The following is a 22,453-nucleotide window of genomic DNA, read 5'->3' as shown; positions in this document are numbered from 1 at the left end:
CCATCCGCCGGCCTGCGCATCAGCCGGCCAGGGCGGTGGGTTCCACCCATTGCTGCAGCCTGCCGCGCCACAGCCGGCGGCAGGTGCGCGTGTGGCTGCCGTCGCCGTGGCGGAAGTGCTCGATCCAGGCGTCGCCATGCGCGTCGACCTTGCAGCGACGGGCGCCGAATTGCGCCGAGGCGATCACCGGGGCCAGGCAGCGGAAGGCGCGGCGGATGTCGCGCGGTGAGCCGTCGCCGAACTCGAACACGAAGATCGCCGGGCTGCGCTGCAGCGGGAAGCGTGACTCGTCGAGGAAGCGGCGGTCGCAGGTGAACAACGCCAGGTTGCGCGCCAGTGCGTGCGCCGCATGCGCCTCGGCGTCGCGGCCCAACAGCCGGGCCTCGGCCGCGGTCTCCACGCATGCTCCCACCGAATGCAACAGCTCGACGGCCGGCAGCGGAAACGCCTCGTCGGCATAGAAGCGCGCGCCGTCGCGTACCGGGCGTGCAGGATCCTCGTGCGTGCCAATTGCCGGCACGGAGGGTAGTTCTTCGGGATTTCGCCACATTAAAGGCACCTCGATTCCATTCGGGGACTTCGGGCTGGCCGCGCGCCACGCCATCCACGGTCGACAGGACCGTTGCGTGAGCCGTTGGGACAGCCCCTCCATGCAAAACGGCGCGACAGCGCGCGCCAGCCGCTTTCTAACGTGAGCCACGTCAACGGGGCAATAGTGCCTTTGGCCCATGGCCGAATTGCCGGCGCCCCGTCGGTGGCGGTGTGTACGCTGCGGATGGTGGTCGCGCGGCACGTGGACGGCATTCGCGAGGGCGGCCGAACCGTTCTAAAGTGCTCGTCTTACTCCCACCGGGGCATCGACATGCGATTGATGCGCTTTGAGCAGGCCGGCCGCATCGGCGTGGCCGTGGAGACAGAGGCAGGCTGGCGCGCGCGGTACGAGGGTGAGCCTGGCTTCCCCGGTGATGTCGGCGCGATTGCCGCGCTTTCCGGGCAGCAGCGAGTGGCGGCCATCGAGGCCCTGCAATCGGGCGTCGCCGTCGACGCCACGACGGTGAGCTTCCTTCCGCCTTGCGCCAGTCCCGGCAAGATCATCTGCCTGGGCCTCAACTACCGCGACCACGCGCACGAGTTCGATTTCAAACCGCCGAGCTACCCGACGCTGTTCGCGCGCTTCGCCACCAGCCTGATCGGTCATGGCCAACCGCTGGTGCGGCCGCGTGTGTCCACGGACTTCGATTACGAGGGCGAGATGGCGGTGATCCTCGGGCGCGGCGGTCGCCATATCGACGAGGCGGCGGCGCTGTCGCACGTGTTTGGCTACACCATCTTCAACGACGGCTCGATCCGCGATTACCAGATGCGCACACCGCAATGGACGGTGGGCAAGAACTTCGACGGCACCGGCGCGTTCGGCCCGTGGGTGGTCAGCGCCGACGAGCTGCCGCCGGGCGGCGTCGGGCTGATGCTGGAAACGCGCCTCAATGGCGAGGTGATGCAGCGCGCTTCCACCAGCGACATGATCTTCGGCGTGGCGCAGACCATCGCCCTGCTCAGCGAGGCGATCACGCTGGATGCGGGCGACGTGCTGGTGATGGGCACGCCATCGGGCGTGGGTTATGCACGCAAGCCGCCGGTCTACATGAAGGCCGGCGACGTGTGCGAGGTGGCGATCGAGCGCATCGGCACGTTGCGCAACCCGGTGGTGGACGAACCCATGTAACAGGGCGCACTGTGCGCGATCGCGGCATGCCGAGTCCAGCACATGCCGCGCGTCGCCCACCGGCGAAGCTTCAGTTTTCAGGAGGAGGCGGTGGTCGTCCCCGTCGTCGTCTTCATCGCCTGCAGCGCGGCCAGCAACGTCTGCCCCTTGGGCGTGCCCAGCCCCGTGCACGGGTCCCAGCCCTTGGCCGCCTTGAACTTGCCGTTGTTGCCCGAGGTGATGTCGTGGAAGGCGCTGCTGCCGATGGTGTAGAAGGCTGCGTGCGGATCACCCAGCGACTGGCCCTGCACCTGGTTGAAGCGCGCGATCAGCGCCGCCCATAGCGGCGCCACTGCGCTGGTTCCGCCGATCACCTGGTCCTGGCCGTCCACGCGCACCTGATAGCCGGTGGTGGGGTCGGCGTCGCCGGCCACGTCGGGCGTGCCGCGGCCGACAAAGCCGTTCGCGCCCACGGGCACCTTGGCGGACTGCTGCCACGTGGGCAGCGCGAAGCTCGCGCTGACGCCGCCGCCGGTGGCGCCCTCGTTGCTGGCCAGTTCGTTCCACACGGTCTCGCTCTGGATCGTGCCGCCGCTGGCCACCAGCTTGGTGCCGCCGCAGGCGAGCGAGTAGGGGCTCGATGCGGGAAAGTCCGTGTGCGGCTGACCGTCGCTTTCGCCATCGGTGAAGCCGTCGTCGCCGCTGGCGACGGTGACCGTCACGCCGAGCGCGAGGGCGTCCTGTAGCGCGGTCTGCATGGCGGCCAGCGAGGAGGCGCTCCAGCTGTCTTCCGGGCCACCCCAGCTGATCGAGATGACCGACGGATGGTTGGTGGCGTCGTGCGCCGCTTGCGAGATGGCTTCGTAGAAACCCTGATCGGTGTTGGGTGCGAAGTACAACGCGATGGTGGCGCCGGGCGCCAGCGCGCCGATCACTTCCACGTCGAGCATCACCTCACCGTCGGCGTCGCCGCCGGGCTGGCTGGCGCCGCCCGCCACCGAAACCACGTTCACCGTGGGCGCCTTGGCAATGCCGAGGCCCTGGACGTACTGGGTGAAATCGGCCTGGGTGAAGCCGCCGCCGAGTTCGATCACCGCCACGGTCTGCCCCGTGCCGTCGGCGGTGGTGGGGAACTCATAGATCTGTCCGAGCTGCACTGGCGTGTAGGTCGTCGTGACCTGCGCGGCGGGCCGCCGGAAGTGCGGCCGCGCCACCGGCCGCTTGTCCAGGCCGAGCACCGCGATCACCGAATTCGACAGCGCGGAGGGCAGGCTGGGCGGCAGCTTGCAGCCAATCATCTCCGGGCTGCCGTCGTCGAACTGATAGCGCCCCAGTTCCACCCCGAAAGCCTTCTGCAGCGCCTCCGGCGTGCCGCGCAGGTGCAGTACGCGGCGGTGCTGCTCGTAACCGGTTTCGGTCAGGCCGTGGGCCTTGGCGAAGCTGCGCACGGTTTCCGCATCGGCCGGGTCCGCGCCCCAGTGCGTACCGAAGTCCTCGCGCTTCGCGGTGGCGCGGTGTGGCCAAGCGGTCGGCGCCGGATGGTCGCCGCGACGGCGCAGCACCACGGTGATGTCCATCGGCTCGCTGCCCTGATGCGGCCCAAGGTAGTGGGCCTCGGCAGCCAGCGGCCAGTGCTTGTGGTGGGCTTGGGCAGTGCTCATGGTCGGACTCCTTGGGGGACGGTGGGAGAGACTGCACCGGCGAACGTGTCAGTTGAGTGTTTGACGATGCGGCCGTTCATGCATGGTGCGGGCGGATCGTCTCAGGAACCGCGTCAAAGCGTCCCGCCGGCCACGGCGAGGCCGAGGCGCTAAAATGGCGGGATGTGCCGCACGAGAACCTGCCCATGAGCTACCCCTCCGTCCGCATGCGCCGCATGCGCCGTGATGCCTTCTCCCGCGCCCTGATGCGCGAGCACACCCTGCTGCCGACCGACCTGATCATGGTCGCCTTCGTGATCGAGGGCGAAGGCCAGCGCGAGCCGGTGCCGTCGATGCCCGGCGTGGAGCGCCTGTCCATCGACCAACTGCTCAAGCTCGCCGGCGAGTGCGTGCGACTGGGCATTCCCGCGCTGGCGCTGTTCCCCTCGCCGGGTTCGACCGTCAAGACCGAGGATGCGCGCGAGGCATGGAACCCGGATGGCCTCATGCAGCGCGCCACGCGTGCGCTCAAGAAGGCGTATCCGGACCTGGGCCTGATCGGCGACGTGGCGCTGGACCCGTACACCACGCACGGCCAGGACGGCCTGATCGACGAGCACGGCTACGTCATGAACGAGCCGACCATCGAAGCGCTGATCAAGATGTCGCTCGCGCAGGCCGCGGCCGGCATGGATTTCGTGGCGCCGTCGGACATGATGGACGGCCGCATCGGCGCCATCCGCGATGCGCTGGAAGAGGCCGGCTACATCCACACTCGCATCCTGGCCTATTCGGCCAAGTACGCCTCGGCGTTCTACGGCCCGTTCCGCGATGCGGTGGGTTCGGCTGGCAACCTCGGCAAGGGCAACAAGCACACCTACCAGATGGACGTGGGCAACAGCGACGAAGCGCTGCGCGAGATCGAGCTGGATATCCAGGAAGGCGCCGACGCGGTGATGGTGAAGCCTGGCATGCCGTACCTGGACGTGCTGCGCCGCGCGAAGGACACGTTCGGCGTGCCGACCTTCGTGTATCAGGTGAGCGGCGAGTACGCGATGTTGAAGGCCGCTGCGCTGAATGGCTGGCTGGATGAGAAGGCGGTGGTGCTGGAGTCGCTTACGGCGTTCAAGCGCGCGGGGGCGGATGCGATTCTTACGTATTTCGCGATTGATGCGGCGCGGTGGTTGCGCGGGGAGTAGTAATGCTTGAACCCTCTCCCCTTTTGGGGAGAGGGCAGGGCATTGCCACCTTTACGGTGGTGAGGGGCGGGTGCTCGCCCCAAGGTTTCAACAAGCGTGCTTTGGCGTGGCCATGTCGCAAGATTGCCCCCTCTCCCCAGCCCTCTCCCACAAGGGGAGAGGGAGCTGGAGCCAGCGGCACGTCATCGAGTGTCAGGCGTACTGCGCAATGCCATTCCCAAACGACCAGTTCTCCTTCGCCGTCTCCAGCAAATTGATGAACACATCCTGCGGCCGCAGGCCCGGATCCGCGCTGAGCAGCTCCGCCGCGCGTCGGTAGAACGCCTGCTTCTGCTCCACCGTGCGCGTGTTGTTGCAGGCGATCTGGATGATCACCAGGTCGTCGCTGCGCGCGATGTCCAGGTAGTTCGGGTCGTAGTCGAACTCTTCCGCATCGTGCTGGTGCACGAGGATGAAGCGATCGTTGTGCGGCACGTTGAAGCTTTCGATCATCGCGCGATAGATGCTGTTGCGGATCGCCGCGATGTGCTGGGTGGACTTGCCGCGGCGAAGCGAGATGCGAACGAGGGGCATGGCGGGGCTCCGGGGACTCAGGGTTGGGATACGTGGCCGACGTCGTAGTGCTGGCCGGCGCTGGGGTGTGGGGGCATGTCGTCGAACAGACGGAAGCTCACCCAGCTCCATGTCGTGGGTTCGAATGCCGTGACGGCAGCCAGCGCGCCTCTTTCCGTATCGCGGTGCAACGCCTCGCGGGCCTCGTCGCGCAGTGCATCCAGCGCGGCATACGGCGCGATGGGTCGGATCTCGCGCGTGGCGAAGCGTGCCTGGCGCGCCTGCGGGGACAGATAGGCGTCCCACACCTGCCAGCAGCGTATCGATGGCCAGCCGAAGGCCTGGGTGAGGGCGGCGAAGCCCGGGCTGCCGAGGAAGCGCTGCATCGCCTCGCTGTCGCGCCACACGTAGAAGGGGGCGTACAGGTTCTCGGCGGACTGCTCGCCCCGGGTGGCATGCAGGTAAGCCTTCAACAGCAGGCCGTCGAAGTGGTCGAGGCTGGGACCCTTGTCGGCGATGCGCCGCCTGACGATGGCCATGTCGTAATCCGCAGGCAGGGTGAAGCTGTATTGCATGGCGATCATGGGCTGGGCGCCTCCTTGATCACTTCGCGCAGCCGCGCGACGGCGGAGGACGCCGCGGGCCAGCCGGCGTAGAACGCCAGGTGGGTGATCAACGCCGCGAGTTCGTCATGCGTCAGGCCATTGTCGATCGCTCGCCGCAAATGAAACGGCAGCTGTTCGGTGCGCCCCAGGGCGATGAGGGTGGACACGGTGGCCAGGCTGCGGTCCCGCGGCGACAGGGAAGGGTCCTGCCAGACGCCGTCGAACAGCACGCGGTCGGTGAGTTCAGCCAGTGCGGGAGCGACATCGCCAAAACTGCGCTGGCCTTGGTCGGAACGGTGGGTCACGGGAGGCCTCCGGGGTTGGGAGTTGACGGTGGCCAGACTAGGGCGGACAGTACTGTTCTGAAAATCGGAAAATCTTGAACCGATAGTCCAGAAAAATGGGACGATAGCCATGCGACGCGTGAACTTCGACCTCGATGTGTTGCGCACCTTTGTCACCGGCATCGAGCTGGGCAGCTTCGCCAAGGCCGCCGATCGGCTCGGCCGTTCCACCTCGGCGGTCAGCGCGCAGCTGAAGAAACTGGAGGAGCAGGCCGGCAAGCCCGTGCTGCGCAAGTCCGGGCGCGGCATGGTGCTGACCGAGGCGGGCGAGACCATGCTGGCCTATGCGCGCCGCCTGCTTGAACTCAACGACGAGGCGGCCACCGCGCTGCATGGCGCCGAGCTGGAAGGCTGGGTGCGCCTGGGTCTGCAGGAGGACTTCGGCGAGAGCCTGCTCACCGACGTGCTCGGGCGCTTCGCGCGGGCGCATCCGCGTGTGCGGGTGGAAGTGCGCATCGCGCGGAATACGGAGCTGCTCGAGCGCATTTCGTCGGGTCGCCTCGATCTGGCGCTGGCGTGGGATGCCGGCGTCATCACGCCCCATGCCGAACGCCTGGGTGACGTGCCGTTGCGCTGGATCGCAGCGGCCGACGGGCAGGCATCGTGGCCACCGCGAGACGAGCCGCTGCCGCTGGTGATGCTCGAGGCGCCGTGCGTGATGCGCAGCGCCGCCACCGCCGCACTCGATCGCGCCAACATCCCGTGGCGCGTCGCATTCACCAGCGCCAGTCTGGCCGGCACCTGGGCCGCAGTGGCGGCCGGGCTGGGCGTGTCGCTGCGCACGCCGCTGGGTTTGCCGCCGAGCGTGCAGGCGCTGGCGCCGTATGAAACACCGCTGCCCGCGCTGGGTACGCTGGGTCTGTGCCTGCATCGCGCGGAATCGGAGTCGTCACCATCCGTGCAGCGACTTGCCGGCTTGCTGACACAGCAGTGGCAGGGACTGCCGTTGGCGGCGTGATGCGTCGATGTGACGTGCGTCGGACTCGTCGGCGCAAACCCATCAGGTCACAGCAGCAATCGCATGGAATAATGCTTGATCCCCGAATGGAGCGTGCGAGTGGATAGCCACCATTTTCTGGAGACGGCGCTGGTATTCCTGGTGGCGACGGTCATCGCGGTGCCGCTGACAAAGCGCTTCAAGCTGGGCTCGGTGATGGGCTACCTGGTGGCCGGCATCGTGATCGGTCCGCAGGAGCTGGGCCTGGTTTCGGATGTCGAGGGCGTCAACACGGCCTCCGAATTCGGCGTGGTGCTGATGCTGTTCGTGATCGGCCTTGAAGTGTCGCCGCAACGCCTGTGGGTGATGCGCCACCAGGTTTTCGGCACCGGACTGCTGCAGGTGCTGACGACCAGCCTGGTGATCGGCAGCATTGCCTATTACGCGCTGGGCCTCAGCACCAACGCGGCCGCCATCATCGGCGGCGCCCTGGCCTTGTCGTCCACCGCGTTCGGCCTGCAGATCCTCGCCGAACGCAAGGAAGCCGGCGTGCCATACGGGCGTCAGGCGTTCGCGATCCTGCTGTTCCAGGACATCGCAGCCATTCCACTGATCGCAGCAGTGCCGCTGCTGGCCAGCGCCTCGGCCCACCATGGCTTCGACGTGCGTGCGGTGCTGCGCACGATGGGCGCGATCGTGGCGGTGATGGTGGGCGGCCGCTATCTGCTGCGCCCGGTGTTCCGCTTCGTGGCGCGCGCTGATGCCGTGGAAGTATCCACCGCCACCGCGCTGTTGGTGGTGATGGGCACGGCGTGGTTGATGGAAATGGTCGGCGTGTCCGCCACGCTGGGCGCGTTCCTTGCCGGCGTGCTGCTGGCCGACTCCGAATACCGGCACGACCTCGAATCGCACATCGAGCCGTTCAAGGGTCTGCTGCTCGGCCTGTTCTTCATCAGCGTCGGCATGTCGATGGATGTGTCGCTGCTGCTGCGCCAGCCGCTGCTGGTGTTGGCGTTGGTGGTTTCCCTGCTGTTGGTGAAGGGCGCGCTGCTGTGGCCGCTGGGTCGCATTGTTGGCGGGCTCGACCGACGGGACGCACTGCGCCTCGCCGTGTTGCTGGCCTGCGGCGGCGAGTTCGCCTTCGTGGTGCTCAAGCTGGCGCGCGAGCAAGGCCTCATCACCAGCGAGCAGCATGGCCTGCAGGTACTGGCGATCACCTTGTCGATGGCGCTGACGCCCTTGCTGGTGATCGCGATGGGACGCCAGCTCGGCTCCAAGCCGAAAAAGACGCGCGAGTTCGACACCATCAAGGCGGACTCGCCGCGCGTGATCATCGCCGGCTACGGTCGTATGGGACAGATCGTGTCGCGCGTCCTGCGGGCGCAGGGCATTCCGTTCGTGGCGCTGGATCATTCGGTCGAGCAGATCGACCTGGTGCAGCGCTTCGGCGCCACCGACAACATCTTCTACGGCGATCCGGCGCGCCCCGAAATGCTGCGCGCCGCGCAGGCCGATCAGGTCGAGGTAGTCGTGCTGGCGGTGGATGATCCACAGGCGAGCCTGCGCACGGCGCGCGTGGTGCGCCGCCTGTATCCGGGCGTGAAGATCATCGCGCGTGCGCGCAATCGCCAGCACGTGTGGCGACTGATGGACCTGGGCGTGGAAGCCCCGGTGCGCGAGACGCTGTACTCCAGCCTCAAGATGACGCGGCAGACGCTGGAGGCGCTCGGCATGTCGCCCGAGCAGGCGGCCGACAAGGTGGAGCGATTCCGTCGCCACGATGCCGAACTGCTCAAGCGGCAGTACCTCGTGTACGACGACGACGCGCGCATCGTGCAGACCACCCGCGAAGCGCTGGTCGACCTGGACCAGCTGTACCAGGCCGATGCGGAGCCCGAGCCGCCAAGTGAGCGCGACCGTCCCACCCATGTGACGCCGGATGACCAGGATGTGACACGCTGAGCTCCGTCCGGCGGGACGCCGTGCCGCGTTGGTGAGCGCACGGGCGTCAGGCGGCGGATGGCGATGCCGTCGCAAGAAAACTTGCTGCTAACTTACGCCGCAAGCGCAACTCATTTCGACACGGATATTCAATGATGGCGCCCGCCTGTGGGTCGTGCCGCCGGGGGGTGGGCCATCCGCGGGATCGGGTAGATCCCGACACCCTCGTGTCCGTGCATGAGCCAACGTGCGCCCGTTCATCCCGTCGTGATCCGTTTCGGCCGACTGGGTGACACCATCCTGCTGCAGCCGTTGCTGCACAAGCTGCGTCGTCGCTATGGCGCGCCGTGTCGGCTGGTCTCGCTGGGTGAAACGTCGCGCGTGCTGTACGAGGGCTGCGACGACGTGCACGAAGTGAGGCACTTCGCGACCCAGTCCGGCGCGCTGTGGTTCAACCCGCAACGCCTGCGCGTGGCGCTGTCGCTCCGAGCGCTGCGCGGCGCGCCGTTCTACATCTGCGAACCCGACGTGCGCACGCGCACCAAGGTGCGCCCGATGCTGGCGCTGGCCGGCATCGCTCCGCAGCACTGTGTGTTCATCGAAGACACGCCGCTGCTGCAGGACGAACACTGGGCCGACTGGCTGATGCGCTTTGCCGACGAAACGCCGGCGGCGTTCTATGACGTGCCCGGCGCCTCCGGCCTGCCGGCTTCGCCACGGCTCGCGCCCACGCCAACCGAACAGCGCGAAGTGCGGCAATGGCTGGCCGAGCATGGCATGGCGGGGCGTCCGCTGGTGCTGCTGCAGGCGGCGAACAAGCGCACCATGCGTTGGAACGGCGTGCGCCGCGCCGACGACGATGACAAGTCGTGGCCGGTGGAGCGCTGGGCTGCTTTGGCGCGCGCGATCATCGAGGCCATGCCGGACGCCCGCGTGCTGCTGTGTGGCTCGGCGGCCGAAGCCGGATATCTCGAAGGCATTCGCGCCGCTGCGGCCCATCCGCAGGTGGTGGCCCCGAAGGGTGGCTTGCCGCTGGATCGCCTGCGCGCGCTGATGCAGGTGGCGCACAGCATGGTGTCGGTCGATACCGGGCCGGCGCATCTGGCCGCCGCGGTGGGTTGCCCGCTGGTGGTGCTGTTCGGCAATCGCTGGCCGGCGATGTGGACGCCCCGCAGCGCCACGGGCAGCGCGGTGAGCGTGCTCGGCGGCCTGCCCGAAATCAGGCGCGTGGACGATATCCCGCTCGACGCAGTGGTCAACGCCTGGCGGCAGCTGCCGCCACAGCCGGAGCATGCGTTGCGGCCGCCGCCGGAGCAGACGACGCAATGGTTTGCCCGCACTCCCCGCACCGCCCGTGTTGCCGGGCCGTGGCGTTCCGACGGCAGGGCGTGACGCCGGTCCGGGTCACGCGCCGCGCGTGAGCCCGCATCAATCCGCCGGCTGGGCCGGTTGCCTCAGGATCTGCCGCACGCTGGGAATCGCCGAGCCGCTGCGCGCAGCCAGTTCGTGCGCGATGTCGACGTAGCCGATCGCGCGGGCCACGTCCGCCGCGGTACGACCGAACGCATCCGCGGCCTGTCGATCGGCGCCGCGCGCCAGCAGCACGCGGGCCGGAGCCAGCAAGGCGTGCATGGCGCAGGCGTGCAGCGCGGTGACGCCGCGCTGGTCGGCGTGTTCCAGGGTGGCGCCGGCGTCGAGCAGCACCGGCACCAGCGCGCCGATATGCGTGGGATCGCATTCGCTGCCGGGGCGCAGGTGGGCGCCCAGCAGCAACAGCAGCGCGGTCTTGCCTTCCTTGTCGGCCAGGCCCACGTCCGCGCCGCGCTTGAGCAGGGCGTCGAACAGGCGGCGTGCGCGCAGGCTGTCGTTGTGGTTGAAGCCGAACTGCGCGGCGGCATGCAGCGCGGCGTGGCCGCGTCCGTCGACGGCGTTCACCTCGGCGCCGCCGTCGAGCAACTGCTCGGTGATCTCCGGATAGCCCATCGCCGCGGCGATCATCAGCGCGGTGGCTTCGCCGGGCAGGCGCTGGTCGATCGCCACGTTGTGTTGCAGCAGCAGGGCCACCAGCGATTCGCGCCGCGCGCTGACGGCGGCGGCCAGCGGGCTCATGCCGTTGGTGGCGGCCAGCGCGGGATCAGCGCCCTTTTCCAGCAACACCGCCGCCACTTCGCGATGGCCTGCGCCGCAGGCGTGAAGCAGTGCGGTGGCGCCCTGATGGTCCGGCGTGTCCACCGCGAAACCCAGCTCGAGCAGGCGCTCCACCGCGACGAGCGCGCCGGCGGCAGCCGCGACCGGGAGATCGTCCGCGCGCAACGGGCGCGTGGGGCGCTTCCAGTCGCCCCAGTTCAACCAGCGCTCCACGGCGGCATGTTCCAGCGAGAGGCCGAGCGGCGTCTCGCCGTTGGCGTCGATCGCTTCTGGATCGGCGCCGTGCGCGACCAGTGCGCGCACCAGCGGCAGGGCGTGCTCACCATGTTCGAGCGCAGCGAACAGCGGCGTGCGGCCGCTGCTGTCGCGGGTGTTGGGATCGCAGCCGCGCGCCAGCAACGCCTGCAGCAAGGGCAGGTGACCGAAGGTGGCGGCGAGGTGCACCGGCGTGCGTTCGCGCGCATCCGCGCCGAACGGATCGGCGCCACGTTCGAGCATGGCCAGCGGCAGGGCCGCGCCCTGGGCGCTGTCCTCCAGGCGCAGCAGGGCCTGCGTCAGCAGGCCGGCGCCGGCCGGCGTGGCGCCCGCCTGCAACAGGTCGTCCACGGCCTCGGTGGCGGCGGGCAACTGTTGCAGCAGAGCGTCGAACAGACGGCGGCCCAGCGGCGGCAGCGTCGGCTCATGGCCTTCGCCCACTTCGGCATCGTCCACCAGCTGCGGCTGCAGGCGAGCCTCGGGATCAAGTGCATGGTCCAGCAGCCAGCGGCGGCCGGCGCTCTGGCCAGGCGCGGCCAGATCCAGATAGAGCTGGGCGAGCTGCGACTGCGGCCACTCGCGCACGCGGCTGCTGAAGGTGGAGACGATGGCCCAGTGGCCAAAGCGCAGCGCGTCGAGCAGGTGGGCCGGCGTATCGGCGCCTTCGGGCAGCGCATCCAGGTCGAGGCTGGCGGGCAGGGGCGTTTCCGGGTCGAGCAGCGCGACCAGATCCCAGCGGCCGGCGGCGGCGGCGTGGTCCAGTGCGCTGCGGCCGTCGCTGCCCATGGTCTTGGCTTCGGCGCCAAGCGCGAGCAGGGCGCGGATCATCTCGGCGTGGGCCTGCGGCGACTGGCAGGCCAGGGTCAGCGCGTCATGGCCGTGACTGTTGCGCACGCGTGCGTCAGGCTGGGCTTCGGCCAGCAGCTTCGCGATGCCCACTGCGCCGGCGCGCGCGGCTTCCATCAGGGCGGTGTTGCCGTGGCGGTCGGCCAGGTTCACGTCGGCGCCGGCGGCCCGTAGCGCACGGGCGATCTGCTCGTGGCCTTCGGCGGCGGCGGCCATCAGCGCGCTGCGGTGGCGCGCGTCCACCGCATTCACCGCGGCGCGGTGCTTGAGCAGCAGCTTGACGCCTTCGATGTCGTCGTCCGTAACGCCAGCTGCAGCGACCAGGGCCGGCTCGCCATCGGCCGGGGTGGGCTTGGCGCCGCGTTCCAGCAGGAATTTCGCCACCGGCCAATTGGCTGCGCGGCAGGCGACGGCGAGCGGGCTGAGGCCAGCCTTGTTGAGTGCGTTGATGGCCGCGCCGGCATCGAGCAGCATCGCCGCCACGATCGGTTCGCCGCTCAGCACGGCGCCGTGCAGCGGCGTGTTGCCTTCGGCATCGGCGGCCAGCGGGCTGGCGCCATTGGCCAGCAGGGTCATCACCGCATCGGCGCGGCCATGCCAGCTGTCGCGGGTGGCGGCCAGCAGCGCCGTGAGTCCGCCGCTGGCGCGATTGACGTCGGCGCCCTTGGCGATCAGCGCGCGCAGCAGACGCGTGTCGGGCGGCAGTGCGGCGAGCGTCAGCACCGGGCGCTGGTCGCGCTCGCCGGCGGCAGGCGCGGTGTTCGGATCAGCGCCGGCTTCCACCAGCGCGAGTGCGCGCTCGATGTCGCCGTCGCGGGTAGCGGCCAGCAGGGCCTTGGCCTGTTCCGGCGTGCCGGCGGTGCGTTCCTGTTCGCTCAACTGCGGGGCCGGCTTGGGCGCCGGCGGAGCCGCCGCGGCTTCAACCACGCCGGCAGCCGGCTGGCGCAGCGGACGGCGGCTCTCGCATAGCAGGGCGCGCAGCGTGCGGTTGGCGATCACCAGGCAGCCCAATGGCATCAACAGCACGCCGTACACGGTGAGCGCCGCAGTGCGCAGTTCCGACGGCAGCACGCCGTAGAGCCCGGTCAGCGCGATCGCGATGAAGGCCAGCGCCAGCAGCGAGAACGCCGCAGGCAGGAAATGGGTGAAGAAGCGCTCCTCGCGCGACAGGTGCCGCCCGAAAGCGATGCTGCGCGCGGTGGCGGTGAAGATCCACGAGCCGTCGCTCTGCGCCGGATAGGCGTCATCCCACACGTAGACCAGGCCGAAGGCCGGCCACATGCGCCACAGCGCCGCGAGCGCCACCACCAGCGCGCCGGCAAGCATCAGCGCGGCGCCCAGGCTTGGGGCCTGGTTGAGCCGCAGCATCGGCCACGCCACCAGCGCAAACACCAGCACCACATAGCCGGTGAACATCACCAGGTAAGCCGCGCCACGTCGCAGCACGGTGCGCCCGAAGCGAGGCTCCGGGTCGAAGCCGATCGCGTGGCACACCGCCGCCATGGTCAGCGCATTGGCGATGAGCAGCGGGATCAGGGCCAGTGGATGCGCGCCAAGTGCGGCGATCGCGGTGGCGATCAAGCCGGGCACGAACCAGGCGAGGGCTTGCAGCAGTGGAGGCGGGCGACGCGTTTTTGAATAGGCCATGGGCGCGGAGTATAGGAATCGTGACGAGGCCAGAAGGTAATCAGGCGTTAACGGCGGTAGACGTCGCGCTCTTTACGGGTCGCTGTCGCGATCCTTCGGCGCGCTCTTGTATTCAGGATGATTGGCCGAGGCCAGCGCGTGCTGCGGCGGCAACTGCAAATGCCAGCCCTTGCTCTGCAGGTTCTCGAGCACGGCCTGGGCGTCTTCCTGCGGGAGCTTGCGTTGGCCTGACAATTCCACTTCCAGGGCCAGGCGCAGTTCGCCTAACATCAGCGCCAGCGACTGGGGGATGCAGGCAAAGTCATCGCGACGGGCCAGCCACAGGTAGGTGTCGGGTTTGCGCAGGCTGGCATAGACAAAACAGTGCATGGTGACACCCGTCGTCGTGGATCGGAGGATGAGGGCGCACAGGCAGCGGCGCGGCAACGGGTAAGGGTAACAGCCCCGTGCAAGTGCGTCCCGCTGACTTGCGCTGCGCGTCGATCTCCGGCCATCCTTCATCGATCAGCGGGGATCGGTGGCCATCACCGCGTTTGATTGCTGCGACCGCACTTGCAAGGCCCGAATCGAGCCGGCACAGTGCCGGCGAGGGGTATCAAACGCGCGTATGAAATTGGCCTGTCGTCAAGTCCCCCGCTACGTCCCGAGTCAAATCAACGAATAAGCAGGAGCAACTGATGCAGATGTCTTTCCGTCCCTTTTCGCGCGCGAGCCGACCGCTCACCCTCGCCGCGCTGAGCCTGGCCATCCTGGGCTCGCTTGCTGCACCGCAGTACGCCCACGCCAGTGCTTTCCAGCTGCATGAAGACAGCGCCGCCGCCATGGGCCGCGCCTACGCCGGTTCGGCCACCGCGGGTGGCGACGCCTCGGTCGTGGCCAACAACCCGGCGGCCATGTCCGACCTGAAGGGCACCTACTTCCAGGCCGACGTCACCGCGATCAATTTCGGTTCCACCTTCAGCGGCTCGGCGGTTGACGCCCAGGGCCGCGCCATCACTGGCGGCAACGGCGGCAATGCCGGCACCACCATGCCGGTGCCGGCCTTCTTCTTCGCCACGCAGCTGTCCGACAAGTGGCATGTGGGCGCGGCCTTCACCGTGCCGTTCGGCTTCCAGACCGAGTACGACTCCACCTGGATCGGCCGCTACAGCGCCATCAAGTCCAAGTTCGAATCGCTGGACGGCACCCTGTCGGTGTCCTACGACGTGACCGATAACTTTGCGCTGGGCGTCAGCGGCATCGCGCAGAAGACCTCGGCCGAGCTGACCAGCGCCATCAACTACAACGGCGTGGTCTCGCAGCTGGTGGGTCCGTCGCTGGCCAACCTGCTGGTGCCGCCGGGTTCGGACGGCATCGCCCGCATCAAGGGTGACGACTGGGCCTACGGCTGGCAGTTGGGCGCGTTCTGGAGGCTCAGCCAGAACGACAGGCTGGCCTTCGACTACCGTTCGAAGATCTCGCACACGCTGGAAGGTACGGCCAACTTCACCGTGCCGGCCAATGTGCAGGCGCTGCTGCCGGCTGCCTCCGCACTGCTGGGCGGCACCCCGTTCCAGCACACCGAGGGCACCGCGCCGTTCACCACCCCGGCCGTGGCGACCGCCAGCTACTGGCACCAGGCCGAGAAGTTCGGCTTTGGTATGGATGTGTCCTGGACCAAGTGGGACGTGTTCAAGAACCTGACGGTGAACTACGCCAACCCGGCGCAGCCGGCAACCGTTGAGACGTTCAACTGGCGCAACACCTGGTACGCCGCGATCGGTGGCGACTACTACGTCAACGACAAGCTGACCCTGCGTGCCGGTCTGGCCATCGACACCACGCCGACCTACGAAGCCACCCGCGACCCGCGCGTGCCTGACTCGACCCGCCAGCTGGTGTCGGTCGGCTTGGGCTACAAGGCGAGCGAGCACTTCCTGATCAACGCCTCGTACGCGCACATCTTCGTGAACGCGGCGCACATGAACACCACCAGCCCCACCGGCGACGTGCTCACCGGCAGCTCGGACGACTACGGCAACCTGCTGAGCCTGTCGGCCCAGTACAAGTTCTGATCGCCCAGGCGATGCTGTAAAACAAAAGCCACCCCGCGTGCGGGGTGGCTTTTTTCTTGGGCGATGAATTTCCTGCTGGGAGCGCGTTGCTGTGCGGTGGTCGTCTCGCACAAGGCGCGCGACGAAGCGAATCGTGGTTCAGCCAAGCCGCATGAGCAGCTTCAGCATGCGCTTGAAGACATTGCCGTAGGGCGGGTTGAACAGGCCGACGCCGTTGAGCCGGGCCTGATGGAACACCGGCTTGAAATGCGAGAAGGTCCGAAAGCCCGCCTCGCCGTGATAGCCGCCAATGCCCGAGGGACCCACGCCGCCGAACGGCAGATCGTGCTGGGCGATGTGGTAGATGGTGTCGTTGACCGTCACGCCGCCAGCCTGGGTCTGCGTCAGCACGCGGTCGACGGTGGCGCCGTGATCTTCGAAGACGTATAGCGCGAGCGGCTGCGGACGGCCGTTGACGTAGGCCAGCGCCTCATCCAGCGAGTCGTAGGGCAGCACCGGCAGCAAGGGACCGAAGATCTCCTCCTGCATCACCGCCATGCGGTCGTCCACTCCCGTCAACATCACCGGCGCCAGCAGGCGCTGGGCCGGCAGGTCGCTGGCTTCGCTGAGCGGCACGACCGTGGCGCCCGCCGCCACGGCTTCGTCGCGCAGGCGGGAGAGCCGCGCGTACTGGCGGTCGGAAATGATCGAGGCGTACTGCTGCTGCGGGCCAAGCTTGGGATAGAAGCGAAGGGCCGTGGCGCGCGCGGCGGCGATGAATGCGTCGATGTGCTCGCGCGGCGCCAGCACGTAGTCCGGTGCGATGCAGGTCTGGCCGGCATTGATCAGCTTGCCGAGCACGATGCGCTCGGCCGCGTACTCCAGCCGCGCGCCCGGGCCGACGATGGCCGGCGACTTGCCGCCCAGCTCCAGCGTCACCGAGGTGAGGTTGGCCGCCGCCGCGCGCATCACGTGATGGCCCACCGCGGTCGAGCCGGTGAACAGCAGGTGGTCGAACGGCAGTGCCGAAAACGCCTGCGCCACCTCCGCGTCGCCGGTCACGACCACCACCTCGTCGGAGGAGAAGTGGCGCGCCACCTGCTCGGCGAACAGCTGCGAGAAGCGCGGAGTGAACTCGCTCATCTTCAGCATCACGCGGTTGCCCGCGGTGAGTGCGTCGATCAGCGGCCCTACCGCCAGCAACAGCGGATAGTTCCACGGCACGATGATGCCGACCACGCCGCGCGGCTGCGGCAGCTGCGAGATGCGCCCGGGCACGAACGCCAGGTTGGCCAGCCCGCGCCGGGGTTTCATCCAGCGCTTGCCGCGCTTGAGCGAGTGACGCAGGTTCGAGAGGCTGGGAAACACCTCCAGCAGGTCGGTCTCCTCCACCGGCCGATGGCCGAAGTCCGCGCTGATGGCCTCGGCGAACGCGCCGCGCTGCTCGGTCAGCAGCGTCTCCAGCCGGCGCAGGCGGCCGGCGCGGGTGTCCCAGTTGGGAAGCGGATCGCGCGACTGCGCTTCGCGCAGTCGCAACAGCGTCGCATGCAGACTCGGACTTGGCTCTTTCATGGTCAGAACTTCGCGCGTAGTTCGACGCCCCACAAGCGAGGCGGCGAGATGGAGGCGAACGGCGTGCCGAACACACTGGTGCTGATGTTGTTGATGCCCGTCACGTACCGCTTGTTGAAGACATTGTTGCCATACAGCGCCACGCCCCAGCGATCCCCCGGCGAGCTCCAGCCAATGCGGGCGTCGGTGCGCTGCTGGCTGGTGCCCAGCGGGAAGGGCAGGCCCGGCACGCAGTTGCCTTGCAGTCGCGAATCGTCGTTGCAGCGCGTCGGGCCACGATAGCCCTGCGTCAGGTCGAATCGCAGGTCGCCGTTGGCCACGTTACGCCAAGTGTAGGCCACCGAGGCGGCGCCGGAGAAGTACGGCGCACCTGTCGGCTGGCCGGTCAGGTCGACGCCGTCGGGAGCGGTGGCGTTGCGGTACTTGGAGTCGATATACGCACCCACGAGACCGAAGTGCAGGTTCTCCAGCGGCTGCCACTGCACCTCGAAGTCCAGGCCCTTGGCTTCCTGGTTGCTGCTGCTGACCACGTAGATCGGCACGCCGGAGCTGGGGCTGTTCGGATCGAGCGCCAGCGACTGCATGTTGTCGTAGCGGTAGTAGTACACCGAGGCGTTGACGAGCACGTTCTGCTCGGGGAACACGCTCTTGATGCCCGCCTCGTAGTTGATCACCTTCTCTGGTGCGAACGTCGAGCCGATCTGCACGCTGTTGTAGCCGCCGGCCTTGTAGCCCTTGGTGATGGAGGCGTAACCCATCACGTCCGGCGTGAACTTGTAACTGGCCACCACGCGCGGGCTCCAGTTGTTCCAGGTGTTGCTGGCGTAGGCCGGCACGCCCACGTCGGTCGGGAAGATCACGTTGCCACTGAACGCGGCCAGCACCGCTTGTGCGTCGGGTGGCAGGAACCCGTAGATGCCGGTCTGCTTGAGCGCGGCGACGGTGGCGTCGAACTGCGGCGCGCTGCGCGGCATGTTGTACCAGCTGAACTCCTTCTCATCGCGGGTGTAGCGCAGGCCCGTGGTGAGGTCGAAACGGTCGGTAATGTGCCAGATCACGTCGCCGAACGCGGCATAGGCCTTGAAGTTGCCGTCGTTGCTGATCGCCTCGTGCCACGGGTCGCCGAGCAGGGTGTAGGGCAGGCCCAGCGCGGAGAATGCCTGGCTGATCTCGGTCAGCGGCGTGCCCACGCCGTAGACGTTCTGCGCCAGCGTATCGAGGCTGTCGGTGTTGATGTTGGTCTGGCTCGTCTGCCGCGCCTGCTCCTGGTAGTAGCTGACGCCACCCACCCAGTCCATCAGGTCGGTGTTGCCGGACAGCTTGAACTCCTGGTACCAGCTGTTGTTGTGCTCGATGTTGGTGGTGTCGAGGTAGGTGACGACGTGGTTGGTGCCGTCGTAGTCACCACGATTGAAGGTGTCGAAGCCGCGCCAGGCCGTGGTCGACTGCAGTTCGCCCCAGGAGAATGAGTGGTCGATCCTGAGCGTGACGCCGTTGAAGGTGCGCGTCTCGGCGGCGCCGATCGCATCGTTGTAGAGCGGGGCGTGCAGCGGGTTGAGGTAGGTCGACGGATCGGCCGGGAAAGGCGCGCGCTCGTTGGTGTCGTTGGACAGCGGTATCAGGCCGATGGCCGGCTCAGGCGGCTGGTTGAGCCTCTCGTGGTCCCACGACAGCAGCATGCGGGTGTTGTCGGTGAAGTTCCACCGGTAAACGATGCGGCTGCCCCAGTCGTCGTTCTTGCCATAGTGCTGGCCGGTGGCGGCGTCCTTGATCCAGCCGTCGCTCTGGTTGTCCAGCACGCTCACGCGCAGCGCCATGTCCTTGTTGATCGGAATGTTGACCAGGGCGTCGGCGTAGCGCTGGCCCTCGTTGCCGATGCGAATGCGAGCATCGCCTTCGAACTTGTCGGTGGGCTCGTTGGTGACGATGGAAATGGCGCCGGCGGCGGCGTTGCGACCGAACAGGGTTCCCTGCGGGCCCTTCAACACCTCGACGCGCGCGACGTCATTGAAGGCCAGCAGCGAGCCGCCCGAACGCGCGGCGTACACGCCGTCGACGTACACGCCCACGGCCGATTCCGTGCCGATGCCGAAGTTGCTGGTGCTGATGCCGCGTATCGAATAGGTCGGCTGGGTCGGCTGGCTGGCGTCGATGTTCAGGCCGGGGACGAAGATGTCCATCTTGCTGAGGTCGGTGGCGGCCAGCGTGTCGATCTGCTGGGCCGTCACGATCTGCAGCGCAATCGGCACCGACTGCACTTCCTGGCTGCGGCTCTGCGCGGTGACGGTGACGTTGCCCAGCAGCTTGGCCTTGTCCGGATTGGCCTGCGTGCCCGTGTTGGCGCTGGTGTTGTCCTGCGGAGCGGCGGTGGCCTGGTCGTCGGCAAAGGCGGCGAGCGGCGCCCCGCCGAGCAGCAGCACGCTTCCCCCGAACAGCAGTTGGCGCAGACAGACGGACAACGGACGTGGACGGATGGTCATCAGCAAGTTTCTCCCCTCAAAATGAAAAGGCCGCGGCTCGATGGCCGCGGCTGCTATTTCCTTAGTGGATCGCCACGCAGCCCCCCGACTGCGCCGCGATCCATGCCTTGATCAGCGCCACGCCTTCGCGGTGCACGGTGCTTCGCCCCAGCTCGGGCATCATTTCGCCGGGATCGGCCGACGACATGCGGTACGTCACGATCGAGTCGTCCGGGGAGCCCGGCACGATGTCGAAGAAGTGGTCGCCGGTGCCGCGGCCGGCCGCGACCGGCGGCTTGCAGATGCCCAGGTGCCGATCCTCCGGCGCCGTCAGGTCCAGCGTCAGCGCCGTGGTGTTGGCCGCCCCGTTGGGGTTGTGGCAATGGCCGCAATTGATGTCGAGATAGGCGCGGGCGCGTGCGTCGAGCGAGGCGCGCTGATCCGCCCAGTTGGCGTTGCGCGGCGCCTGGTCCGGAGCCGGCGCGCCGGTGAGGTAGCCCACCTTCATCAGGTGTTCCAGCTCGTTCTCGGTGCCGCTGGCGTAGTGGTAATCGCGGTTGATGTGGCGAGCCTTGGGGCCGATCGGATGCACCTTGCGCGAGACCCAGTCCTGCGCGTGGCAGCTGGCGCACTGGCTCTCGTCCGGCACGACGTAGTTGAAGTCTTCGCGCGCGTCCTTGTCATCGACCAGGGTCAGCGGGATCACGGCGCCGGTGCGCGCGAGCTGCGCGTCGCTCTGGTCATCCTTCCACACGTACGGAATCGCCGCCCAGCCCGACTCGCGGCGCACCAGCACGCGCGTTTCGATCAGGTGCACGTTGGACAGGTCCAGTCCCTCGCCGGCGAAATCACGCGAGCTGTCGTAGGTACGCGCCACGTCGGTGAACTTGCCGCTGGACGTTTTCGGGTAATAGAACGTCTTGGTGATCACCGTGCCCACCGGGAAGTCGAAGGTGTCCGTCGGGTTGTACTTGGCCGACGTGCCCTTGGGCATCCAGATGGTGCGCAGCTTGTGCGCGTAGTCGGTGAACAGCGGCGTGTTGAGGTCATACGGGACCACGCCCTGGTTGAGCACCAGCTTGTTGCCGCGAACTTCCACCACGTGCCAGTCACTCAGCTGGGGCGGGCGGCCGTCCGCATGGAAGGCCACCGGGTCCATGCCTCGCTGGCAGGCCGCCAGGAGCAGCAGCGCCACCAGCAGCGTGGCGCGCAGATACCACTTGGTCATCGCCAACTACCTCAGGCCTTCGGTTCCGGATCGAGCACGACCGGCGGCAGCTTCGGCAGCGTGCACTGGTACGCCTTGGTGTCGGTGCTGGGATTCTTGTAGTCGTGCGGGCCGTCGGCGTTGATCACGCCCACGTCGCCGTTCTGGACGCAGAAGCGGTCTCCTGCCGGCGGCAGGCCGTTCACCAGCGTCTTCTCATCCACGTAGCCATCCCACAGGATGTCCGGCAGCTTGCCGGTGAGGCCGTACACCGCGGTCTTCAGCGCCTTCAGCTTGATGCCGTCCGGCGAGTCGCCGCCGCCCTTGAAGCGGTTGTCGTAGATGAAGATGCCCTTCGGATACGGGTTGTAGTCCGGCGCCACGCCCTTCTTGTTGAAGTAATTGGTGGAGTAGTAGCTCGAAATGATGACGTTGACCGTCTGGTTGTCGGCGATGTCGTTGTCGAAGATCTCGACCTTGTCATTCGAGTTCACCACGACGCCCGAACCGCGCGGCACGCTGGCCACCGCCGCGCCCTTGGCGGCGAAGTTGTCGGTGTTGTTCGCGTAGGACTTGTTCTTGAACACGCGCGTGCTGTGCCCGGCCTGCGAGAGGTTGGGCATGTTGAACACCAGGATGCCGCCGCTGTTGTTGGTGGTGGTGTTCTCGTAGACGTCGGCGTTCACCGAGTTCTCGATCTCGATGCCGGCGACGTTGTATTCGGCATGGTTGCGGCGCACCACGATGTTGTTCGACTGCCCGACATAGATGCCGGCGTCGGAGGCGCCGATCACCACCGAGTCTTCGATCAGCACGTTCTGCGTCTTGACCGGGTACAGGCCATAGGCGCCGTTGGTGGTCTTGGGGCCGCCGGTCCATTCCACGCGCACGCCGCGGATGGTGATGTTCTTGCCCTGGTTGATCTTCAGCGCATCGCCCTTGGTGTCTTCCAGCGCAAGGTTCTCGATGGTGAAGTCGTTGGCGTTCACCAGCAGGCCCTCGGGGCCCACCAGCTGGCCCTTGAAGGACAGCACGGTCTGATCCTTGCCGGCGCCGCGGATGGTGACGCCGTCGGTGCGCAGGCTCAGGCCGCGCTGCAGGTGGTAATGACCTGCCGGGATGTTGATCACCGTGCCGGGCGTCGCATCGAGCAACTGCTGCTGCAGCTTGGCCTCGAACGAGGCGTCCGCGCTGTTCTGCGCCGGCGGCGCCTCGTGGCCACACGCGGCCAGAAGCAGCGGCAGGATGACGGATAGATGGGTCTTGCGCATGTTCGCCTTCACTCCCCGGTAACGGCTGTCTGCATGACGCCTCACTGTCTCCAAATGCCGGCGCGCCGGGGAGGGCGGCAGTGGCGTGGATGGGG

General features: G+C 67.8%; 17 protein-coding genes. 6 read left to right on the top strand and 11 right to left on the bottom strand.

Features of this window, described 5'->3' with window-relative positions:
- Nucleotides 1-19: 19 nt before the first annotated feature.
- The gene (locus DVT68_RS09025) at nt 20-550 is read right to left on the bottom strand and encodes a DUF5615 family PIN-like protein (RefSeq protein ID WP_114824744.1); all 531 of its coding nucleotides are present in this window, start codon (nt 548-550) and stop codon (nt 20-22) included.
- Nucleotides 551-862: 312 nt separating this feature from the next.
- Between DVT68_RS09025 and DVT68_RS09020 the strand changes: the two genes are divergently transcribed.
- Nucleotides 863-1,723: a fumarylacetoacetate hydrolase family protein gene (locus tag DVT68_RS09020; protein WP_114824743.1), complete on the top strand. Its 861-nt coding sequence runs from the start codon at nt 863-865 to the stop codon at nt 1,721-1,723.
- Between the two features lie 77 nt (nt 1,724-1,800).
- Here the strand turns inward: DVT68_RS09020 and DVT68_RS09015 are convergent, their stop codons facing one another.
- Complete coding sequence (locus DVT68_RS09015) at nt 1,801-3,363, bottom strand: S53 family peptidase (protein WP_114824742.1); 1,563 nt, start codon at nt 3,361-3,363, stop codon at nt 1,801-1,803.
- A 185-nt stretch (nt 3,364-3,548) separates the two neighbouring features.
- On the opposite strand from DVT68_RS09015, the gene hemB reads away from it, so the two are divergent.
- Nucleotides 3,549-4,541, top strand: a complete 993-nt coding sequence (gene hemB / locus DVT68_RS09010) for a porphobilinogen synthase (RefSeq protein ID WP_114824741.1) — start codon at nt 3,549-3,551, stop codon at nt 4,539-4,541.
- Between the two features lie 192 nt (nt 4,542-4,733).
- Here hemB and DVT68_RS09005 read toward each other — a convergent pair whose 3' ends face one another.
- Genes DVT68_RS09005 through DVT68_RS08995 form a run of 3 tightly spaced genes read right to left on the bottom strand, consistent with a single transcriptional unit; the run spans nt 4,734 to nt 6,003 of the window.
- Complete coding sequence (locus DVT68_RS09005; protein WP_114824740.1) at nt 4,734-5,114, bottom strand: tautomerase family protein; 381 nt, start codon at nt 5,112-5,114, stop codon at nt 4,734-4,736.
- A gap of 17 nt (nt 5,115-5,131) precedes the next feature.
- Nucleotides 5,132-5,677, bottom strand: a complete 546-nt coding sequence (locus DVT68_RS09000) for a DUF4865 family protein (protein ID WP_114824739.1) — start codon at nt 5,675-5,677, stop codon at nt 5,132-5,134.
- Entirely contained in the window at nt 5,674-6,003 is a 330-nt protein-coding gene (locus tag DVT68_RS08995) for a carboxymuconolactone decarboxylase family protein (protein ID WP_233523407.1), read from the bottom strand. Before DVT68_RS08995 ends, DVT68_RS09000 begins: the two co-directional genes overlap by 4 nt.
- A gap of 109 nt (nt 6,004-6,112) precedes the next feature.
- On the opposite strand from DVT68_RS08995, the gene DVT68_RS08990 reads away from it, so the two are divergent.
- The 3 genes from DVT68_RS08990 (at nt 6,113) to DVT68_RS08980 (ending at nt 10,312) form a co-directional block, all read left to right on the top strand.
- Nucleotides 6,113-7,000, top strand: coding sequence for a LysR substrate-binding domain-containing protein (locus DVT68_RS08990; RefSeq protein WP_114824737.1), 888 nt, complete (start codon nt 6,113-6,115; stop codon nt 6,998-7,000).
- Nucleotides 7,001-7,099: 99 nt separating this feature from the next.
- Nucleotides 7,100-8,941, top strand: a complete 1,842-nt coding sequence (locus DVT68_RS08985; protein ID WP_114825316.1) for a monovalent cation:proton antiporter-2 (CPA2) family protein — start codon at nt 7,100-7,102, stop codon at nt 8,939-8,941.
- A gap of 216 nt (nt 8,942-9,157) precedes the next feature.
- Complete coding sequence (locus DVT68_RS08980) at nt 9,158-10,312, top strand: glycosyltransferase family 9 protein (protein WP_114824736.1); 1,155 nt, start codon at nt 9,158-9,160, stop codon at nt 10,310-10,312.
- A 36-nt stretch (nt 10,313-10,348) separates the two neighbouring features.
- Here the strand turns inward: DVT68_RS08980 and DVT68_RS08975 are convergent, their stop codons facing one another.
- Together DVT68_RS08975 and DVT68_RS08970 are read right to left on the bottom strand one after the other, a co-directional pair.
- On the bottom strand, nt 10,349-12,892 hold the full coding sequence (locus DVT68_RS08975) for an ankyrin repeat domain-containing protein (RefSeq protein ID WP_425477488.1): 2,544 nt from the start codon (nt 12,890-12,892) through the stop codon (nt 10,349-10,351).
- Nucleotides 12,893-13,888: 996 nt separating this feature from the next.
- On the bottom strand, nt 13,889-14,185 hold the full coding sequence (locus DVT68_RS08970) for a YcgL domain-containing protein (RefSeq protein WP_114824734.1): 297 nt from the start codon (nt 14,183-14,185) through the stop codon (nt 13,889-13,891).
- A gap of 308 nt (nt 14,186-14,493) precedes the next feature.
- On the opposite strand from DVT68_RS08970, the gene DVT68_RS08965 reads away from it, so the two are divergent.
- Complete coding sequence (locus DVT68_RS08965) at nt 14,494-15,870, top strand: OmpP1/FadL family transporter (RefSeq protein WP_114824733.1); 1,377 nt, start codon at nt 14,494-14,496, stop codon at nt 15,868-15,870.
- Between the two features lie 138 nt (nt 15,871-16,008).
- Here DVT68_RS08965 and DVT68_RS08960 read toward each other — a convergent pair whose 3' ends face one another.
- The 4 genes from DVT68_RS08960 to DVT68_RS08945 all read right to left on the bottom strand — a co-directional run bounded on the left by DVT68_RS08960 (nt 16,009) and on the right by DVT68_RS08945 (nt 22,358).
- Nucleotides 16,009-17,421: a coniferyl aldehyde dehydrogenase gene (locus tag DVT68_RS08960; protein WP_114824732.1), complete on the bottom strand. Its 1,413-nt coding sequence runs from the start codon at nt 17,419-17,421 to the stop codon at nt 16,009-16,011.
- Nucleotides 17,422-17,423: 2 nt separating this feature from the next.
- Nucleotides 17,424-19,901, bottom strand: a complete 2,478-nt coding sequence (locus DVT68_RS08955; protein WP_114824731.1) for a TonB-dependent receptor — start codon at nt 19,899-19,901, stop codon at nt 17,424-17,426.
- 61 nt (nt 19,902-19,962) lie between these two features.
- Complete coding sequence (locus DVT68_RS08950; protein WP_114824730.1) at nt 19,963-21,108, bottom strand: SO2930 family diheme c-type cytochrome; 1,146 nt, start codon at nt 21,106-21,108, stop codon at nt 19,963-19,965.
- 11 nt (nt 21,109-21,119) lie between these two features.
- Entirely contained in the window at nt 21,120-22,358 is a 1,239-nt protein-coding gene (locus DVT68_RS08945) for a parallel beta-helix domain-containing protein (protein ID WP_114825315.1), read from the bottom strand.
- Nucleotides 22,359-22,453 lie beyond the last annotated feature (95 nt).

It is taken from the genome of Dyella solisilvae, assembly GCF_003351225.1.
In the GTDB taxonomy this organism is placed as follows: domain Bacteria; phylum Pseudomonadota; class Gammaproteobacteria; order Xanthomonadales; family Rhodanobacteraceae; genus Dyella; species Dyella solisilvae.
The sequence above is the reverse complement of the archived record's forward strand: the minus strand, read 5'-3'. Positions and strand labels throughout refer to the sequence as shown.

Coding starts and splice junctions, on each gene's coding strand:
- DVT68_RS09025 (WP_114824744.1), bottom strand. CDS start 550: ATGTGGCGAAATCCCGAAGAACTACCCTCCGTGCCGGCAATTGGCACG.
- DVT68_RS09020 (WP_114824743.1), top strand. CDS start 863: ATGCGATTGATGCGCTTTGAGCAGGCCGGCCGCATCGGCGTGGCCGTG.
- DVT68_RS09015 (WP_114824742.1), bottom strand. CDS start 3,363: ATGAGCACTGCCCAAGCCCACCACAAGCACTGGCCGCTGGCTGCCGAG.
- hemB (WP_114824741.1), top strand. CDS start 3,549: ATGAGCTACCCCTCCGTCCGCATGCGCCGCATGCGCCGTGATGCCTTC.
- DVT68_RS09005 (WP_114824740.1), bottom strand. CDS start 5,114: ATGCCCCTCGTTCGCATCTCGCTTCGCCGCGGCAAGTCCACCCAGCAC.
- DVT68_RS09000 (WP_114824739.1), bottom strand. CDS start 5,677: ATGATCGCCATGCAATACAGCTTCACCCTGCCTGCGGATTACGACATG.
- DVT68_RS08990 (WP_114824737.1), top strand. CDS start 6,113: ATGCGACGCGTGAACTTCGACCTCGATGTGTTGCGCACCTTTGTCACC.
- DVT68_RS08980 (WP_114824736.1), top strand. CDS start 9,158: ATGAGCCAACGTGCGCCCGTTCATCCCGTCGTGATCCGTTTCGGCCGA.
- DVT68_RS08970 (WP_114824734.1), bottom strand. CDS start 14,185: ATGCACTGTTTTGTCTATGCCAGCCTGCGCAAACCCGACACCTACCTG.
- DVT68_RS08965 (WP_114824733.1), top strand. CDS start 14,494: ATGCAGATGTCTTTCCGTCCCTTTTCGCGCGCGAGCCGACCGCTCACC.
- DVT68_RS08960 (WP_114824732.1), bottom strand. CDS start 17,421: ATGAAAGAGCCAAGTCCGAGTCTGCATGCGACGCTGTTGCGACTGCGC.
- DVT68_RS08955 (WP_114824731.1), bottom strand. CDS start 19,901: ATGACCATCCGTCCACGTCCGTTGTCCGTCTGTCTGCGCCAACTGCTG.
- DVT68_RS08950 (WP_114824730.1), bottom strand. CDS start 21,108: ATGACCAAGTGGTATCTGCGCGCCACGCTGCTGGTGGCGCTGCTGCTC.
- DVT68_RS08945 (WP_114825315.1), bottom strand. CDS start 22,358: ATGCGCAAGACCCATCTATCCGTCATCCTGCCGCTGCTTCTGGCCGCG.